Below are 15,952 nucleotides of genomic sequence, written 5' to 3'. Positions count from 1 at the left end.
ACAAAAAAAGCGTGACACTCAGCTGTTTCCCAATTGTCCAACAGTTTGTTGAACGAAGCCGCTCCGCGGCAGAAACGAATAAGCACCAATAATCATACTCTTTAGTAACACCATCATGTCGGTGGTGTGTTACTGGAGAGAACACGATGATCCCGTCTGAAAAAGAGCGCTTTGACGCCTTATATCAACAACACCTCACCCAACTTAAACTTCAAGGTAAAGCCAAAACCATCTCTGCATACTCTCTTGCTGTACGACGTATCACTGAGTACTTTGATCGGTGCCCTGATACCTTGACCATTGAAGACCTGCGACGATATTTCAGCCAACTGATTGGTCAGGTCTCCTGGAGCATGATTAAACTTGACCGCTGTGGGCTTCAATTCTTCTACAAACATACGCTCAACAAGCAGTGGGAATGGATCGGAATCATCAAACCTCCGAAAGTAAAACGTCTCCCGAATATCATTTCTCCTGAGCAAGTCGCTCAGATTATTAATACCACCCGAGAACCCCGTTACCGAGTGTTATTTTTAACGTTATACACGATGGGGCTGCGGATTAATGAGGCTCTCAATCTCACCATCTCCGATATCGACAGTCACAATATGCAAGTCCATGTTCACTATGGAAAAGGCGGTAAAGACCGACTGGTACCACTCCCTCACAGAACGCTTCACGCCTTTATTAGAGCCTTTGTTCATTTTGGGATAGTGTTACCGCATAGATGAAGAGACTCATATTGATTCTGCGTATGAATTGAAGGTTACTGATGGGTGTAGCTTATCAGTGAGGTCGAATCTAACAAAGTCATGAGTTGTCAAAAAGAAGTGATGTTTTAGAGGGATAGAAAAACGCCCACTAAATAACGCATATAGTGAGCGTATGAATTTACTTCGAAGTCTCTACTTGAGCCGTAGTCTGAGTCGGGTAGTCGTGCCCCATCTGGTCCATGATGTCGTAAGTCACAAAGTAGCTGACAAGAAGAATCAAAGGGATAAATTTAATCCAAGGTTTCATGGTAGTAGTCTCATCAAATCAATTAAGGTGAAACTACCACCGAGTTAGCGCTTGCGATAGGATTAAAAACGCAAAGTAAGGTTGAATAGCGCAGTGCTTGAATTTACTCAATGGCCAAATAGGTATGGGAACAACTGCTTTCTTTCTGATTCATTGAGGGCGCTTACACGACCAATATTGTTATCTGGAATGGCTTCTGGATTGGGATAGTGCTTTAACACGCGCTCCATACTTTCTTCACGAATAAGGTGAAAAATAGGGTAAGGGGAGCGGTTGGTCAGGTTTTCAGGATCTTCAGGTTCTGCGCCACCAAAGCAGTAATCAGGGTGGAATGTAGCGACCTGATATATTCCTTCCCAATTATTTTGCTTGATGAGTGCTTCAACCCAATCTATGAAGAAGTTGTAGTCCATAAAATCTTCGAGCATATTCGGAACCACAACTAAAGTCGTTTCGAGATCACTGGCTTCTGTTTGCTCTAACAGCATCAGTTCGCCCAAAATATCTTCCAAAAGACCTTCTTCATTATCGGCAAGACTCACAAAGGTTTTGATTTGATTGTTTCTTTCTGGCTTTGCTGCGAAAGGGCAAAGGTTCAAACCAATCACTACTTCAGTTAGCCACTGCTGAACTTGTTGCTCGATCTTTACTACTTTTTCACGTAAGGGGCTCATTGCTTTCATATATCTTTGTAATCAACGCATTGTGTTATTCAGTGTCTAAAGCTGAATCATCTTACACACCTCAGCTAAAGTAGGATGACGCTCTAATTTACAAAATAGAGCGTCAGAGCACTCCATGCTAATGCAGTTCAAGCAGATTTGAAACTATTTTGAGTCAGGATCAATCATATTCAAAACGCCAAGTAAGCGATTCACATTATTCGCCGCTTATATTCATACACATTACCTTTGATGCGCATGAGAATCGATAAAAAGTGTGTACGAAGCAATGTCAGCGAGGGTTTGCAACCATAGGTGTAGTTTGGTCTTTGCGATTGAGTTTTGCTAATTTCCAGCATAATGCAAACAGAGCGAAGTATAAGACGGAACCGCCTTCCACCACGGAAGCCCATTTGCCTTGCTGCCAACAATATAATAAGAAGAAGCCGCCAATACTTCCGCCTACGTAGTAATGGACAAGATACAATGCTGTCGCGGTTGCCTTAGCTGTCGTTGCTTTTTGGCTAACCCAAGCGTAAGCCAAGGTGTGGGTAAAAAACGCGCCGCCACTTATCAGCAGTAAACCAATCAGCATGGCAGGTATGCTCTCGATAATGGCAACCAGCATGCCCAGCATACTCAGTTCTGTTCCTAAAACCATGCCGAGGATAGGCGAAAAATGAGCACTCCACCGTCCGGTCCATTTAGACGAGAATGTACCCGCTAAATAACAAAGGAAGATCAAGGCAGATAAAGCAACAGGCAAATGATGAGGTGCTGCGACTAATCTGAATCCCATAACGGAGTACAGATTGACAAACAATGCAAAGTTAATCCCCCCAATGACCATTGCAACCCAAACGATTGGTGTCGACAAGTGAGTAAATAGCGCTCGATTGTGATGGAAGAACAAACCACGAGTCGGAGTAAAGTGTTCCTGCTTTGGTAATAGGAACGCCACAATAATGACGCAAACCAATGTAAAGCTGGAAATAATGAATACCGCTGTGTGCCAATCGAAGTAACCTGTGAGTATTCCTCCCGCTACACGTCCGGCAATACCGCCTAAAGAGTTAGCGGCAATATAGCCGCCGATAGCACAAGTAAAAGCTTCGCTCGACAGCTCCTCGACCATGTAAGCCACCGCCACAGAAGCAAATGCTGCCAACGCAACACCCATGCAAGCTCGTAAAAAAACCAATGTTGATAAGCTCTCGGTTAGTAGCATCAGATAACCAATGATAGGAATGGCGAACAGACCAGCAAGCATAACGCTCCGTCTACCTACGCTTTCCGAAGTAATTGCCCAAGGCACCAAGCAAACGGAAAGTCCCAATGTTGAAGCTGCGAATACCCAGTTTATCTTGGTTTCGGACACAGCAAAGTGTGTGGCAAGTTGGGGAAGGATAGGTTGGAAGATATACAGATTACAAAACACTAAAAAAGAGCCAAGCGCTAATGCCCAGGTGATCTGTTGGTATTGTTTTGTATGTAGTTCTATCACAACCTAATTCTCTATTACGAAACTGCGCTTATGTGACCAAGTTAGCACTCAATAAAGGATTAATGAAATATATTAAACCTATGACTTCGATATAAATTATTAATATGGATATTAAGCAGCTAAAGCACTTTCTGGCCGTCGCAGAACATCAAAACTTTACTAGGGCAGCTCAAGCGGTGGCGATTGCTCAACCTGCGTTAAGCATTTCTATTAAAAAATTTGAACAACAGTTAGGCGTGCAGCTTTTGTCTCGTGTCGATAAACAAGTGATGCTTACTCAGGAAGGGCGAGCGTTGTTGCCTCACGCGCAGAAAGTACTGCAGCAAATTGATGATGCCTGCTTAGCCATAGACGAGATGAAGGGACTCTTGAAAGGTGAAGTACGCTTGGGGACGCCAAGCATGATGGGCTCCTACTTCTTTCCTGAAATAGTCATGGCGTTTAAAAGTGCTTATCCCAATCTCAAAATGACCGTTATTGAAGCGGGGACACAAGACATCAGAAAGATGCTACTGCATGGTGAGATCGATCTTGGCGTTATTCGCAATACGGATGTGCCCGAGGATTTAGAAGTTGATCAAATTTTCCGCTCGGAAATGGTCGCCGTTGTCAGCCAAAATCATCCCTTTGCCAACAAACAATCGTTGGATTTTGACGAATTCTTCGATGAGGAACTAGTGATGTTTAAACCTGGTTATTTTCATCGTGACTTTATTGATGAAGAGTGTGAACGTCGCAATATTGAAGCGAAGTTTTCGTTTGAAACCAACTTATTGCCAATGATCCTATCTATTGTAAAACGTGAGTTTGCCATTACCGCCTTATTGGAATTGGTTACCGGACATGAATCAGAGCTGAAGGGCTTATCGTTTAAGCCGCCAGTGTTTGTCGATCTTGCTCTAGCGTGGCGCAAAGATGGTTATTTATCACGTGCTGACCGAACGTTTATCGACTTTGTGAAAAAGCATTTTTGATACAAGTACTTGTTACTGGAAGACGAGTCATTACTTGTCCTATTGGAGTGGCGTTGTAGACTGAAGGACTCAAGCCTTGTTGCTTACGTGTCACCATACCTATTAACGCCATATTCGCACCTATTTGGACATAGATGGGCGTGCCAGACAGTACCTGAGTCATATCACTGCACTGGCTGATGGTCATATCTCTAGAGCTAGCGACGTGAACAAAACACGTTTCAATAGTGAGAGCTGAGCGAGCTTGGTCATGAACCAACAGTTGAATAGGTTCGTTTTCCCATTGCGAAGCATCAATATCAACAAGCGTGGCGATATTCTGATGGCAGCCCAACGGAGCATCCACTTCTAAAATTGCCCAATCATCTTTTGCTGCCATTTTACCTACTTGCTGGTGGTCGGTTTTTATGGACGCAGCATGAGCAAAATCATAGCGTTCATCTTGACCAAATAGTGTGGCGAGTCGAATATCTCGAAGTGGATAAAAGCGATGAGAGCGAAAATCGTAAAGACAGTGGGCCGGTGTGATTAACGTTTGGTTGGCAATTTGGATCGCAAAGCAAGAGTGTATCGGCGTGGACTAGCTACCAACATGAACCACGTAAAGCCGCTGATTAATAATCCTCGCTTCATCTAAAAGTTGGGCGGCACCTGCTTGACTGCCACAGGTGACCAAGACGATCAATACTGCCCACCAATTACCCATAGACTACTGCCTCTCGATACTTATAGAGGCAGTATAGGAAATAATGTATTAGTTACTCTTATACATTCGCTCGAAGTTTTTCGGGTTCCAGCCAACCATGTATTGATCACCAATTTTGAGCACTGGAAGAGAACGAGCTCCGATCGCATCTAATTCTTTACGACCGCGCTGCATTTTAGCGTTGGTGAGACGGTATTTGTAACCTTTACTGTCCAAATATCGCTGCGCATCTTTACAGTGAGGGCATTTGTCTGAGACATACAGTACTAATCGTTTCACGAGGATTCTCTTCCGCTAATAAATAGCCGCCTATAGTACGTTTCTGGTTATGATTGTAAAGCGTTAGCCAGTAAACCAAGCTCGGCATGGGTTATCGAGCATGAGTTGTGACTATGATTGACGTTGGTATCGTGTGACTATCGACGGGCAAGACGAGTCACACGATGCTGCTTTACCGCCATGATCATCTGTGGGATCAGCGAAGTAATGATCATACCCATCATCAAAATATACTGAGTATGAGTAAATGACTCTCCCAATAACATCAAACCGCAAACAATACCTGCGATAGGGTTAGCGATGCCACCAAAGGTGAAATCGACGACGGTCATTCTTTGTAGTAGCCACACATACATACCGTAGCTCAGTGCAGTATTCAAACCGACGACCCAACTTAAGCCAAACAGATTACGCCCGTCAAAGTTTTCTATGACAGAGAAATAGGTGTCTGGCGCCATTGCTGCATGAAAGCCAGAAGCAATGGCTAAGATGGTGCCACCCAAGATCAACTGCCAAGTTAGTATGGTCCACCAATGGATTCGAGTACCCAATGATTTAGTGATACTACTGCCCGCAACAATACACATTATCGCTACTAGCATTGCGCCCAAACCAATCGGGTTGAGACTGATTGAACCAGGTGAGAACAAGAAAAAAGCCAAAGTAACTAAAGCCAAGCCGCTGAATGCTTGTGACCAGCTTGGCCGATGCTTTTTCACCAACCATTGATACAACATGGCGAAAACAGGCACAGAAACCATACCCACGCCAGAAATGGCCGATGGTAGTGTCTGTGCCATTACAAATATTAAACCGAAGAAAGTAGCGATATTGATTAAGCCAAGTGTCAGTAATACTTGCCATTCACCTTTTTTGGGTAGAGTTGGCTTGACCAGCAGTAGCAGTAAGCCAGCTGGTAATGCTCGCAGCGCCCCTAATAAAATAGGTGGCCAATCTGGAAGCGTAAATTTGGTTACGGCGTAAGTTGTTCCCCAAAAAAACGCAGGAATCATTGCCAAAAGTATGTTCATGCTATTTATCTTCACGTTAAGATATTTGCGCACAATCTAACGATAAATTGGCTGCCTGTAAAGTATCTTTATGTTAAACTAATTTCTCTTGATGATTAACCAGTGGATAAATAAGACATGGATGCGATTGATCGTGTAGTCGAGCAGTGGGCAAAGCAGAAGCCTGAGCTTGATACGGAACCAATGGCTATGATGGGGCGATTAATGCGCATCGCCAAATATATGGAAACCAAAGTAGCAGATTTACATAAGAAATATGACTTGAAGCTTGGAGAGTTTGATGTTCTCGCCACCTTGTTACGAAGTGGTAAGCCTTATCGCCTCACACCTTCTGAGCTGATTAATACCATGATGCTAACATCGGGAGCGATGACCAATAGACTGGATAAACTCGAGTCTAAAGGTTTAATTTCGAGAGAGCATAGCAAAGCGGATCGTCGCAGCGTTACGGTACAGTTGACACAAGATGGTTTAGTTCTAATCGACAAAATGATCGAAGAACATGTCGAGGTTCAGGAAAGCTTGGTTAAATCGCTATCAGCTTCTCAAAAAAAACACGTGAATCAAATATTTAAGACTTGGCTAAGTCAGTATGAATAAATATGAGGCCCTAATTTATTAGGGCCTTAATCGTTAAGCAGCGACCTCATCGCTGAACAGATTGGCGCAATTAATTCCTTGAATAGCACAGCGCTCATCGATATCAGACAGATCACCACTCACCCCAATAGCGCCAATAACGTTCTTGTCTTCATCTCGAATAAGCAGACCACCAGGAACGGGAACCATATTGCCGTGGGCCAGTACATTAACCGCGGAGATAAACGCAGGACGAGAGTCGGCATCTTGTGCGAGCTTTCTGGAAGAACAACCTAGCGCCAATGCGCCCCATGCTTTGGCGATAGCGATGTCAGGTCGCATCATGCTAGAACCATCTTGTCGCTGCAAAGAAATCAGTTTTCCTCCATTATCAAGAACGGCAACAGTCAAAGGCGCACAGTCGTCAGACAGTCCAGCTTCAAAGGTGCCATCAATAATGGTCAGTGCTTGTTGTAGAGTTAAACTTCCCATGTTATCTCCTCATCTCATAGCTTGCGCTATTCGTACCTGCCGACTTAATCGTGTATTCGAATCAAGTCGGCAGGGTTTAAACGTACTTTGCCACCGGTTTGGTTAAAGTAACGAATAGCTTGGAAGGGTCAGGAAGTTAGCGAACTGTTTTGCTGTAGAAAGCTCATAAAAAAGGTCAGCTGTTTCATCAAAGCGTCCTGCAGCATAACGTGCATCGCCAACTTCCTGTTTAATCGTTTTTAGCTCTTGGTAGAGCCAAGTGTGAAAGAGTGATGATGTAAAGACTTGGCCATCATCCAGAGTGACCCCGTGATGTATCCACTGCCAAATGTTGGCACGAGAGATCTCAGCCGTTGCGGCATCCTCCATCAGTCCATAAATTGGGACGCAACCGTGCCCCTGTATCCATGCTTCAATGTAGTAGAGAGCAATACGAATATTCTTGCGCACACCCGCTTCATCACGCGTACCTTCGCAAGGTTTTAATAGCGTCTCGGCAGTAATGTCTTCCGATGGACTGACATAATTAAGTTGATTTGTTTTCCCCTGAAGCTGCTCGTCAAACACCGACATCGCAAGATCAACCAGTGCAGGGTGCGCGACCCACGTGCCGTCGTGACCGTTATTCGACTCGCGTTTTTTATCTTCAATGACTTTCGCCGTTACACGTTCCATTTCTTCAGAATCTTTTGCCGGAATGAAGGCAGACATTCCGCCCATCGCAAGTGCGCCACGTGCATGACAGGTTTTAACCAGTAATTGGCTGTAGGCGTTTAGGAACTCTTGGTCCATACCGATGCCGTGTCGGTCTGGCAAAATTCGGTCTTTGTGGTTCTTTAACGTCTTAATGTAGCTGAATATATAGTCCCATCGACCGCAATTCATGGCTACAATATGATCCTTCATTGCATACAACATCTCTTCCATTTGGAACACAGCAGGCAGCGTTTCGATAAGTACTGTCGCTCGAATCGTTCCTATAGGTACCCCGAAGTAGCGTTCAGTAAAGGCAAAGACGTCATCCCACCATTTCGCTTCTTCCATGCTTTCCAATTTTGGAATGTAGTAGTAAACACCTAAGCCTTTGTCTGCACGAGACTGATAGTTGTGGAAGAAATACAACGCAAAATCCATCAAGCAACCACCAATCGGCTGCCCCTGATATTGAATAGATTTTTCTGGTAAATGAAGTCCTCGAGGCCGAGCAATTAATAGCGCTGGGTCGCTATTCAATACGTACTGTTTGTCTTTGGTGTCATCGTAATAGCTGATGGTTCCAAGGTTGGCATCGCGTAAGTTGATTTGCCCTTCAACCATGTTTTGCCAAGTTGGGGAGGAAGCATCCTCAAAGCAACACATAAACACTTTTGCGCCGGAATTCAGTGCATTAATGACCATCTTTCTATCAACAGGACCGGTAATTTCAACGCGACGATCTAATAGCGGAGCTGGTGGCGGGCTAACCTTCCAACTCTTGTCATCTCTTATTGATTTGGTGTCCTTGCGAAAATCTGGCAGCTCGCCCGCATCAAAGGCGGCTTGTTTAGCTTCACGGTCTTGAAGTAGTTGAGTGCGTCGACCATCAAAATGCGCCACTAAGGTTTCTAAGAAGGTGAGCGCGTCGGAATTAAGAATCGCTTGGTAAGCTGTGGACTGGGTATCTCCAATTACCTTAAGACAATCTGCTTGTGCTGCGTCCATAACTTCATTAAGTGCCATTGTTCGTCTCCTTTAAACAATACTTTCTTATTTTGTATACAAAACTGTATCCGTGTATTTACTTATATTGGAAAACAAACAAATGATCAAAGGGTATTTAACATTAATTTATCATCGAATTTTTCTGAAAATATTTTTACGTAAAGATATTTTATATAAAGCATTATCTGTTAGGAACTACGGCGTAAGTAGTCACTTAGTGCTTTAACTCTATGTTGCAAAAATGTTGATTTTGGGGTTGCGATTCTCTGGATATGCTTCATAGTACACAATATGGATTTGAATTGTATACAATCTGAGAGGGATATTAGAATGGCGAAAATGAAGGCAATTGAAGCAGCTGTAGCCGTACTAAAGAAAGAGGGAGTAGACATTGCGTTTGGTGTTCCGGGCGCAGCAATCAACCCCATGTATGCGGCGATGAAACACCTAGGTGGTATTGACCATGTGTTAGCCCGCCACGTTGAAGGCGCATCACACATGGCAGAGGGCTACACGCGAACTAACCAAGGAAATATTGGTGTTTGTATTGGCACATCGGGGCCCGCCGGAACGGATATGATCACGGGACTCTATTCTGCGTCGGCGGACTCGATTCCAATTCTATGTATTACTGGGCAAGCTCCACGAGCAAGACTGCATAAAGAAGACTTTCAGGCGGTAGATATAGAATCTATTGCCAAACCAGTAACAAAGTGGGCGACCACAGTACTAGAGCCTGCTCAAGTGCCACGCGCATTTCAAAAAGCCTTTCATTTAATGCGTTCAGGTAGGCCTGGCCCGGTTCTTATCGATTTGCCACTAGACGTACAGCTAGCCGAAATCGAATTTGATATCGATACCTACGAGCCACTGGCGGCATACAAACCAACCGCAACTCGCGAGCAGGCAGAAAAAGCATTCGATATGCTGTGTGCTGCCGAAAAACCGGTCATTGTTTCAGGTGGCGGTGTTATCAACGCAGGCGCATCTGAACTGCTACAACAGTTTGCGGAACTGACTGGCGTGCCAGTGATTCCAACGTTGATGGGTTGGGGTACTATCCCTGATGATCACGAGTTGATGGCAGGTATGGTGGGTCTTCAGACGGCACACCGCTATGGTAACGAAACGCTTTTGAACTCTGATTTTGTATTCGGTATTGGTAACCGCTTTGCTAACCGTCACACAGGTTCATTGGATGTGTATACCGAAGGCCGCAAGTTTGTCCACGTAGACATTGAGCCGACTCAAATTGGACGCGTATTCTGCCCGGATCTTGGTATTGTGTCGGATGCCAAGTCTGCATTAGAACTGTTAGTCGATGTTGCTCGCGAACGTTCATCAAAAGGCACTCTACCTAATCGTGCGTCTTGGGTTGGTGAATGCCAGCAGCGCAAATCCAGTATGTTGCGTAAAACCCACTTCACGGAAACGCCAATTAAACCAATGCGTGTTTATGAAGAGATGAACAAAGCATTCGGTCGTGAGACTTGTTACGTCAGCACGATTGGTCTATCGCAAATCGCAGCGGCTCAGTTCCTTCATGTATACAAGCCACGCCACTGGATTAACTGTGGGCAAGCGGGTCCTCTAGGGTGGACTGCTCCCGCTGCACTGGGTGTGAAAGCCGCGGATCCAAACCGTGATGTTGTCGCAATATCAGGTGACTATGACTTCCAATTTATGATTGAAGAGTTAGCTGTGGGTGCGCAGTTTAATCTTCCATATATCCACGTAGTCGTTAACAACTCGTATCTTGGCCTAATTCGTCAGGCACAACGTCAGTTTGACATCGATTATTGCGTGCAGCTTGCGTTTGATAATCAGAACTCTCCAGAACTTGAAGGGTATGGTGTTGACCATGTGAAAGTGGTGGAAGGATTAGGCTGTAAAGCGATTCGTGTAACACAGCCAGAAGACATCCAAGAGGCGTTCGTTCAGGCAAGAGAGCTGATGGCGAAACACAAGGTCCCTGTTGTGGTTGAAATTATTCTAGAGCGTGTCACTAACATCTCAATGGGTGTCGAAATCAACGCTATTAATGAATTTGAACCACTAGCTGAAAATGCAACGGATGCACCAACTGCACTGTCGTCGCTAGATTCGTCAAACTCACCGTCCTAAGGAGAAGATTATGCCAAAATTCGCAGCCAACCTATCGATGCTGTTTAATGAAGTCGACTTTCTGAGTCGATTTGAAAAAGCGGCTAATGCAGGGTTTCACGGAGTAGAGTATCTGTTTCCTTACGATTTTACAGCAGAAACCATTAAGTCGGTGTTGGATGACAATAATCTAGAGCAGGTTTTGTTTAACCTTCCGGCTGGTGATTGGAATGCGGGAGATCGTGGCATTGCGGTCGACCCAAGTCGCATCGAAGAATTCCAACAAGGGGTGAGTAAAGCGATAAGCTACGCTCAGACTCTGGGCTGTAAGCAAATCAACTGCTTGGCAGGCATTGTTCCGGCAAGTGTGACTGAGCAAGACGCGAGAACGACGTTCGTAATCAACCTTCGTTATGCTGCGCAGCAACTGGAAGCGGCAGGCATCAAGTTGGTGATTGAAGCGATTAATACACGTGATATTCCAGGCTTCTTCTTGAACACCACAGAACAAGCGAAATCCATTATTGAAGAAGTCGGTAGTGCGAACCTATCGGTTCAATACGACATCTATCACATGCAAATTATGGAAGGCGACTTAATTCCGACCATCACCAATAACTTATCGCAAATTTCTCACATTCAATTGGCTGACAACCCGGGGCGTCATGAGCCAGGTACCGGTGAAATCAATTATGACTTTGTATTGAGAGAACTTGACGCAATGGGCTACCAAGGTTGGGTGGGCTGTGAATACAAACCGAAGACGACCACTGAAGAAGGTCTTTCCTGGTTAAACGCTTTTCAATAATTCGATACGTTAAGGAGAACACATCATGAAAATTGCATTCATCGGTACCGGAATTATGGGTCAGCCAATGGCCAAAAACCTGCAAGCGGCAGGTTACGAATTGGTATTGTCGGATCATTTCAATGCTCCACCGGCTGAGCTGGTTACTCGCGGCGCAACAGTATGTCACTCACCGAAAGAAGCGACTGAGCTCGCCGACGTTATCATTCTAATGGTGCCAAATACACCACAAGTTGAAGACGTATTATTTGGAACGAGCGGTGTAGAAGAGGGGTTAGCGGCAAGCACGTCTCATAAGTTAGTGATTGATATGAGTTCAATTTCGCCAATTGCGACGAAGTCATTTGCTAAACGCATCAAAGAAAGTGGTGCACAGTATCTCGATGCGCCAGTATCAGGTGGTGAAGTGGGTGCTGTTAATGCAACACTAAGCATTATGGTCGGCGGCGACCAAGAAGCATTTGATCAAGCTCGCCCACTGTTTGAGAAGCTGGGCAAAAACATCACGCTTGTTGGTGATAGTGGCGCAGGCCAAACATGTAAAGTCGCTAACCAAATCATTGTTGCGCTTAATATTGAGGCAGTGTCGGAAGCCCTCGTTTTTGCATCGAAAGCCGGTGCGGATCCAGTGCGTGTAAGGCAAGCACTATTGGGAGGCTTTGCGAGTTCCAAGATTTTAGAAGTGCATGGCGAGCGTATGGTAGAAGGCACATTTGACCCTGGCTTTAAGATTGCACTTCACCAAAAAGATCTAAACCTTGCGCTGACTGGTGCTCAAGAACTTGAGGTCGCGTTACCCAACACTGAAAACGCGCAAGCACTGTTTGGTGAGTGTGCCGACTTAGGTGGTGAAAACTGGGACCACTCTGCACTGATTAAAGCAATAGAGGCTCGCTCTAATCATTCAATCCGTAACGATTAATGATTACTTAGGGCCATGATTTCCGCATAAATCGCGTAGTTTTGTCTCCTTTTATACGCGTTCCCGAAATCGTGCAGGCAGTTATTGGAGTTAAAGGGCTTCTAACTTCAACATTAACAGGCGCTGTTTGTATCGGTTTTGGGATTTTTTACCTCTCAGTATTCCCCATAAGTTTTGGACTTATTCTTTGTTTTCATTAAGATTAACTAAGTAGCACATGAGAGCATGGAACAGTATGTCGCGAATCAGACGCAAGAACCAAGACCTTATTATCGAGGTTGCCAGTGAACAGTTTGCTATGCATGGTTACGCTGCCACCAAGATGGCCGATATAGCGAAGGCGGCTGACATTCCCAAGCCTAACGTCTTTTACTACTTTAGCTCCAAAGATAAACTCTACTATGCCGTGCTCGAAACCGTCACTCAGCCATTGCTTGCTGCGTCATTACCTATTGAGCAATTAGACGACCCTGTTGAGGCGTTAACTCAATACATTCGTACTAAACTGACGATTTCCCGTCATTACCCTCATGCTTCTCGTGTATTCGCCAGCGAAGTGATGTCTGGGGCAAAGGTGTTGCCAGAATCCATTCGAGATAAGCTGTTTGAACAGTCGCAGATGATCATTTCCAAGTTTGCCACATGGTCGAAACAAGGCTTTATGGATGAAGTACCACCACATCATCTTATGTTTGCGATTTGGTCCGCGACTCAGACCTACGCTGACTTTAATTGGCAGATTTGCAGTGTATTGGATAAACCCGAATTAGACGACGCAGATTATGAACAAGCGGCGACGTTTCTCACCAAGTTAGTTATACAAGGCTGTGGTGTTAAGAGTCGGGTATAGGTCCACCTTTGCAAGGTAGAGGTGACACACAGCTGCTCCATCAATGTTGAGCGGAATAGAAGCAGCTGTGTCTGATAGATACGTTAAAGGTCTTTATTTCGAGAGGTTTGCTGGCGAATATAGTCACCAAATTCGTATTTACGTTCCTGACTACCAATTTGATACAAATCTGTTTCGGTTCGCTGCTGGGCATAGTTAGAGGCTTTCATTGAGCCATTGAGAATTCTCAACATCTGAGCAGAGACATGCTTCATAAATCGATCAACACGCCTTCCATACACCCTTAGTATGCCTAGAAAGCTGCAAAAGCTCATTGCGAGCGCGACCGACCAATGGATTTCAATCATGAGATTTCCTTGAGTATTATAACGACTTTGACTACAACAAAGGTTATTAACCAGTGCACAAATATTTATATAGTTATTATTGATTGTGAATATAGTTATATCAGTTCGTTATATCAATGTGGCAGAAATCTATTGATACAAACAGTCACACAGCTGGAAACTAATTAACGGAACTTTTAATATTGACATGAATATATCCCATATTATCTTTGTGGGTATTTGCTTGAGCTCACTGTGAGAGAGGCTAGTAGGTGAGATTAAGAAAGATAAATGTTATCGTAAGGTTAATTCAAAGTAAAGTTGACTATATTGTTTATCAGTCGGTGCATTACATAATATATTTGTCATTGTGTGTTAGTTGGTTAGATTATATTTCAAAGCAACCTAACCCACTTTATCGTTCAATATGTTCGCTAAGGATGAATTTTATATGACACCAAATCGATATTAGAACTGTTTTAATATTGCAGAGTCATAGTCGTTAATATCGATAGTTACACCGTATTTTTGAGCCCATTGGTTAAGGTTGGCTTGTGCGGTATTTAAGCTACTCATGGTAATGGTGTTGTCATCGAGCTGCCAAAGTTGGCGTGAACCTTCATAGCTAAATTGCAGGGCCAACATAGCGTCGGCGTTACCTTTTTCGGCGGCTGCTAGCAGCTTTCGATTTTTTCGATAAATGAGATTGAGCGTTTGTTTCAGTTCCCATACATAAACGACTTCTCTCATCTTGGGGTGAGTTTTGAGTTTTAGAAGAACGAGAACAAGCCCAATGGCACCCACTATGACGCCTAGCAGGTTCCAGTGGAAGTTAGAGCCAGAAGGTGAGGGAAACAGGTAAATTAGGGCTTGTGAGATAGCGAGGCTTGAAATCGCCAGGGTCGCGATGCAGGCCACCATGACGATGTTTAAACGAGAACGGTATAACTGCTTGTCGATAGCTTGCAATTTCATCTTCAACTCACTTTAGTTTACGGTTTATTTATTACTGACTGCGAGAGTCCGTTAACGATTGTACACACTTACAGCGACTCATAAATCACACTTGCGCAAATTGACGGAGCATAGTAAAGAATAGAGCGTTCATTCAAATTACGCAACCAACTCACAGCGTAGTGATGCTTTGAAAATAAAATATTCAATTAATAGGGAACGAGTATGAATTATTATTGTCACTGGCAACTTTTTCAAAGGTATTGCTAATTTAGCTGTGGCCATATGTGGATTATTTTTCTTTATAACAGGTTGTTAAGGTTTTCTTAAGTTTTATGATTCTTATCTGTAGCTGATTAAAGTAAATGTTATTATTTTGATAATTTTTGTGCTGCATGAGTTTCTGTTATTTTTGATTTATTCTGATGGTTCTCTCGCTTCGGAATCATTGTGCTTTTAGTTAATGTACGTCCTTAATTAAATCCTAAGTTTTGATGTCTAACTGTAATTTGTATGAGCCAGTCAGCAAGAAATGATTCTCGCTCGACTCAGGAATGCCTTAACCTGCGAGTTAAATATTGTGAAAGATAATAATCCTGTATTTGAAACTATCTCCATGCAAACATTGATGTCCCCCGAGGCAATCGCGGTTATCTACAAAGACAAGTCGCTGACTTATTCTGAACTTGATCTGCAATCAAGCCAACTAGCACATTATTTAATTGGCTAATATTCTTTTGATGACAAAAGTAAAGCTGCAATTTACATGCAACCCTCCGATATTACTCTGCTGATAGCTTACCCACGCTCCCGAATGGGAAAGTTAGTAAGTGTAGTGGCATAGTGAATTTGGCCACCTGATTAGAGGTGTTAATATACACCTCATAGCATGACAGGTGAAACTATGACCAAGCGAACCCGACGTACTTTCAGTGCGGAATTTAAACTCGAAGCAGCGCAACTTGTTCTCGACCAAAACTACACCGTTGTTGAAGCCGCAAAAGCCATGGGTGTGGGTAAATCGACAATGGATAAGTGGGT

The 15,952-nt window shown here is 44.0% G+C and carries 19 protein-coding genes and 1 pseudogene; 9 read left to right on the top strand and 11 right to left on the bottom strand.

Features of this window, described 5'->3' with window-relative positions; genetic code table 11:
• Positions 1-146: 146 nt before the first annotated feature.
• Positions 147-683, top strand: a pseudogene (locus VTH8203_RS12175) (site-specific integrase); the annotation flags it as partial.
• Positions 684-891: 208 nt separating this feature from the next.
• Here VTH8203_RS12175 and VTH8203_RS25365 read toward each other — a convergent pair.
• The 3 genes from VTH8203_RS25365 to VTH8203_RS12165 all read right to left on the bottom strand — a co-directional run bounded on the left by VTH8203_RS25365 (position 892) and on the right by VTH8203_RS12165 (position 3,186).
• Entirely contained in the window at positions 892-1,020 is a 129-nt protein-coding gene (locus VTH8203_RS25365) for a hypothetical protein (RefSeq protein WP_279627174.1), read from the bottom strand.
• A gap of 107 nt (positions 1,021-1,127) precedes the next feature.
• Complete coding sequence (locus VTH8203_RS12170; RefSeq protein ID WP_158296130.1) at positions 1,128-1,703, bottom strand: DUF1415 domain-containing protein; 576 nt, start codon at positions 1,701-1,703, stop codon at positions 1,128-1,130.
• A 271-nt stretch (positions 1,704-1,974) separates the two neighbouring features.
• Positions 1,975-3,186 (bottom strand): MFS transporter, encoded by a 1,212-nt coding sequence (locus VTH8203_RS12165; RefSeq protein WP_096993919.1) that lies wholly within the window; start codon positions 3,184-3,186, stop codon positions 1,975-1,977.
• Positions 3,187-3,290: 104 nt separating this feature from the next.
• Between VTH8203_RS12165 and VTH8203_RS12160 the strand changes: the two genes are divergently transcribed.
• Positions 3,291-4,160, top strand: coding sequence for a LysR family transcriptional regulator (locus VTH8203_RS12160; RefSeq protein ID WP_096993918.1), 870 nt, complete (start codon positions 3,291-3,293; stop codon positions 4,158-4,160).
• Here VTH8203_RS12160 and VTH8203_RS12155 read toward each other — a convergent pair.
• The 4 genes from VTH8203_RS12155 to VTH8203_RS12145 all read right to left on the bottom strand — a co-directional run bounded on the left by VTH8203_RS12155 (position 4,132) and on the right by VTH8203_RS12145 (position 6,176).
• Complete coding sequence (locus tag VTH8203_RS12155) at positions 4,132-4,539, bottom strand: hypothetical protein (RefSeq protein ID WP_096993917.1); 408 nt, start codon at positions 4,537-4,539, stop codon at positions 4,132-4,134. The two genes, VTH8203_RS12160 and VTH8203_RS12155, sit on opposite strands and share 29 nt — an antisense overlap.
• 201 nt (positions 4,540-4,740) lie before the next feature.
• Positions 4,741-4,866: a hypothetical protein gene (locus VTH8203_RS25360; protein WP_279627173.1), complete on the bottom strand. Its 126-nt coding sequence runs from the start codon at positions 4,864-4,866 to the stop codon at positions 4,741-4,743.
• A gap of 48 nt (positions 4,867-4,914) precedes the next feature.
• Positions 4,915-5,145, bottom strand: coding sequence for a glutaredoxin family protein (locus VTH8203_RS12150; protein ID WP_006070589.1), 231 nt, complete (start codon positions 5,143-5,145; stop codon positions 4,915-4,917).
• A gap of 137 nt (positions 5,146-5,282) precedes the next feature.
• Positions 5,283-6,176 (bottom strand): DMT family transporter, encoded by an 894-nt coding sequence (locus VTH8203_RS12145; protein ID WP_096993916.1) that lies wholly within the window; start codon positions 6,174-6,176, stop codon positions 5,283-5,285.
• A gap of 117 nt (positions 6,177-6,293) precedes the next feature.
• Between VTH8203_RS12145 and VTH8203_RS12140 the strand changes: the two genes are divergently transcribed.
• Positions 6,294-6,776: a MarR family winged helix-turn-helix transcriptional regulator gene (locus tag VTH8203_RS12140; protein ID WP_096993915.1), complete on the top strand. Its 483-nt coding sequence runs from the start codon at positions 6,294-6,296 to the stop codon at positions 6,774-6,776.
• 33 nt (positions 6,777-6,809) lie between these two features.
• On the opposite strand, the gene VTH8203_RS12135 is transcribed toward VTH8203_RS12140, so the two are convergent.
• A complete protein-coding gene (locus VTH8203_RS12135) occupies positions 6,810-7,247 on the bottom strand; it encodes a GlcG/HbpS family heme-binding protein (RefSeq protein ID WP_096993914.1) in 438 nt (145 codons plus the stop codon).
• Between the two features lie 102 nt (positions 7,248-7,349).
• The gene (gene aceB, locus VTH8203_RS12130) at positions 7,350-8,948 is read right to left on the bottom strand and encodes a malate synthase A (RefSeq protein ID WP_370739227.1); all 1,599 of its coding nucleotides are present in this window, start codon (positions 8,946-8,948) and stop codon (positions 7,350-7,352) included.
• A 330-nt stretch (positions 8,949-9,278) separates the two neighbouring features.
• Here aceB and gcl point away from each other — a divergent pair, with 330 nt between their 5' ends.
• From gcl to VTH8203_RS12110, 4 genes are all read left to right on the top strand, one after another.
• Positions 9,279-11,072 (top strand): glyoxylate carboligase, encoded by a 1,794-nt coding sequence (gcl, locus tag VTH8203_RS12125; RefSeq protein ID WP_096993912.1) that lies wholly within the window; start codon positions 9,279-9,281, stop codon positions 11,070-11,072.
• Positions 11,073-11,082: 10 nt separating this feature from the next.
• Positions 11,083-11,859, top strand: a complete 777-nt coding sequence (gene hyi / locus VTH8203_RS12120) for a hydroxypyruvate isomerase (protein WP_096993911.1) — start codon at positions 11,083-11,085, stop codon at positions 11,857-11,859.
• 22 nt (positions 11,860-11,881) lie between these two features.
• On the top strand, positions 11,882-12,781 hold the full coding sequence (locus VTH8203_RS12115; RefSeq protein ID WP_208617744.1) for a 2-hydroxy-3-oxopropionate reductase: 900 nt from the start codon (positions 11,882-11,884) through the stop codon (positions 12,779-12,781).
• 235 nt (positions 12,782-13,016) lie between these two features.
• Positions 13,017-13,631, top strand: a complete 615-nt coding sequence (locus tag VTH8203_RS12110; protein ID WP_096993909.1) for a TetR/AcrR family transcriptional regulator — start codon at positions 13,017-13,019, stop codon at positions 13,629-13,631.
• An 83-nt stretch (positions 13,632-13,714) separates the two neighbouring features.
• Here VTH8203_RS12110 and VTH8203_RS12105 read toward each other — a convergent pair whose 3' ends face one another.
• Complete coding sequence (locus VTH8203_RS12105; RefSeq protein WP_096993908.1) at positions 13,715-13,978, bottom strand: hypothetical protein; 264 nt, start codon at positions 13,976-13,978, stop codon at positions 13,715-13,717.
• A 447-nt stretch (positions 13,979-14,425) separates the two neighbouring features.
• Positions 14,426-14,932, bottom strand: coding sequence for a DUF3087 domain-containing protein (locus tag VTH8203_RS12100; RefSeq protein WP_096993907.1), 507 nt, complete (start codon positions 14,930-14,932; stop codon positions 14,426-14,428).
• Between the two features lie 559 nt (positions 14,933-15,491).
• On the opposite strand from VTH8203_RS12100, the gene VTH8203_RS12095 reads away from it, so the two are divergent.
• The gene (locus VTH8203_RS12095; protein WP_158296129.1) at positions 15,492-15,641 is read left to right on the top strand and encodes a hypothetical protein; all 150 of its coding nucleotides are present in this window, start codon (positions 15,492-15,494) and stop codon (positions 15,639-15,641) included.
• A gap of 174 nt (positions 15,642-15,815) precedes the next feature.
• A partial coding sequence (locus VTH8203_RS12090) for a transposase (protein ID WP_158296128.1) occupies positions 15,816-15,952 on the top strand: 137 nt, incomplete at its 3' end.

It is taken from the genome of Vibrio thalassae, from assembly GCF_900089835.1.
In the GTDB taxonomy this organism is placed as follows: domain Bacteria; phylum Pseudomonadota; class Gammaproteobacteria; order Enterobacterales; family Vibrionaceae; genus Vibrio; species Vibrio thalassae.
The sequence above is the reverse complement of the archived record's forward strand: the minus strand, read 5'-3'. Positions and strand labels throughout refer to the sequence as shown.

Excerpts from the sequence above, each read along its gene's own strand:
- VTH8203_RS25365 (WP_279627174.1), bottom strand. The coding sequence starts at position 1,020 with ATGAAACCTTGGATTAAATTTATCCCTTTGATTCTTCTTGTCAGCTAC.
- VTH8203_RS12170 (WP_158296130.1), bottom strand. The coding sequence starts at position 1,703 with ATGAAAGCAATGAGCCCCTTACGTGAAAAAGTAGTAAAGATCGAGCAA.
- VTH8203_RS12160 (WP_096993918.1), top strand. The coding sequence starts at position 3,291 with ATGGATATTAAGCAGCTAAAGCACTTTCTGGCCGTCGCAGAACATCAA.
- VTH8203_RS12155 (WP_096993917.1), bottom strand. The coding sequence starts at position 4,539 with ATGGCAGCAAAAGATGATTGGGCAATTTTAGAAGTGGATGCTCCGTTG.
- VTH8203_RS25360 (WP_279627173.1), bottom strand. The coding sequence starts at position 4,866 with ATGGGTAATTGGTGGGCAGTATTGATCGTCTTGGTCACCTGTGGCAGT.
- VTH8203_RS12145 (WP_096993916.1), bottom strand. The coding sequence starts at position 6,176 with ATGAACATACTTTTGGCAATGATTCCTGCGTTTTTTTGGGGAACAACT.
- VTH8203_RS12140 (WP_096993915.1), top strand. The coding sequence starts at position 6,294 with ATGGATGCGATTGATCGTGTAGTCGAGCAGTGGGCAAAGCAGAAGCCT.
- VTH8203_RS12135 (WP_096993914.1), bottom strand. The coding sequence starts at position 7,247 with ATGGGAAGTTTAACTCTACAACAAGCACTGACCATTATTGATGGCACC.
- aceB (WP_370739227.1), bottom strand. The coding sequence starts at position 8,948 with ATGGACGCAGCACAAGCAGATTGTCTTAAGGTAATTGGAGATACCCAG.
- gcl (WP_096993912.1), top strand. The coding sequence starts at position 9,279 with ATGGCGAAAATGAAGGCAATTGAAGCAGCTGTAGCCGTACTAAAGAAA.
- hyi (WP_096993911.1), top strand. The coding sequence starts at position 11,083 with ATGCCAAAATTCGCAGCCAACCTATCGATGCTGTTTAATGAAGTCGAC.
- VTH8203_RS12110 (WP_096993909.1), top strand. The coding sequence starts at position 13,017 with ATGTCGCGAATCAGACGCAAGAACCAAGACCTTATTATCGAGGTTGCC.
- VTH8203_RS12105 (WP_096993908.1), bottom strand. The coding sequence starts at position 13,978 with ATGATTGAAATCCATTGGTCGGTCGCGCTCGCAATGAGCTTTTGCAGC.
- VTH8203_RS12100 (WP_096993907.1), bottom strand. The coding sequence starts at position 14,932 with ATGAAATTGCAAGCTATCGACAAGCAGTTATACCGTTCTCGTTTAAAC.